Source organism: Planomonospora algeriensis, assembly GCF_977012225.1.
The window spans coordinates 1-833 of sequence record NZ_CDRNDK010000979.1 but is presented as its reverse complement, the minus strand read 5'-3'; the positions used below and the strand labels follow the sequence as shown (position 1 = coordinate 833).

Genomic DNA, 833 nt, shown 5'->3' with positions numbered 1-833 from the left:
GTCGGACTGCTGGCCGCGTACGGCGCGGACGCCTGCGGTGCCTCCCGGGGAGCCTCCCTCGGCACCCCGACGGCGCCTCCCGCGGTGACGGGCTCGGGCCGGGGGAGCGGGAGCAGATAGCGGACGCGGCCGAGGAGGACCGGCCCTGGCTGGAGCTCCGCGCCAGGACGGCCAGGCGGGCGCTGGTCCGGGCGGGGGGCGCACGGCCCGGCCGCGGCGGGATTCCCCGATCTGGCCGCCCCGGGGCCGTGGCCCGCGGGCGACGGCTGGTGGGTGACCCTCCTGCCCCTGAACACGCCGCTGGGTGAGGCGCTCGCGGCGGTCGCGGTGCCCCGCGGCCGGACCCGGCTCAGCGCCGACACGCGGACCGATCGATGATGGAGCGGTGAGCGGATGACCTCCGGGCGGTTCCTGCACGACCTCGTCACGGGCCAGGCCGCCCGCACGCCGGACGCGACGGCGGTCCGGCAGTGGGATCGGACGCTGACCTACCGCGAACTGGCCGACGCCGCGGGCGCCCTGGCGGACCGCCTGCGCGCGGCGGGCGTCGGGCCGGAGACCCGGGTCGGCGTCTGCGGACGCCGCACGCCCGACCTGCTGGTCTCGGTGCTGGGAGTCATGACGGCGGGCGGGGCCTACGTGCCGCTGGACCCCGCCCATCCGCCCGCCAGGCTGCGCACGATCATCGAGGACGCCGGCATCGGCACGGTCGTCGCCGACGACGCCGGACACGAGCTGCTCGCCGGCGCCCCGGTGCGGCTGATGAGGCCGCGCGCCGGGACGACCGGCGGGACGACCGGCGGGGAACCGCCCGGGCCCCCCGGAGACGGGAG

The 833-nt window shown here is 79.2% G+C and carries 1 protein-coding gene; it reads left to right on the top strand.

The window, feature by feature from the left end:
• Window positions 1-393 precede the first annotated feature (393 nt).
• A partial coding sequence (locus ACWJ6R_RS37325; protein WP_449066702.1) for an AMP-binding protein occupies window positions 394-833 on the top strand: 440 nt, incomplete at its 3' end.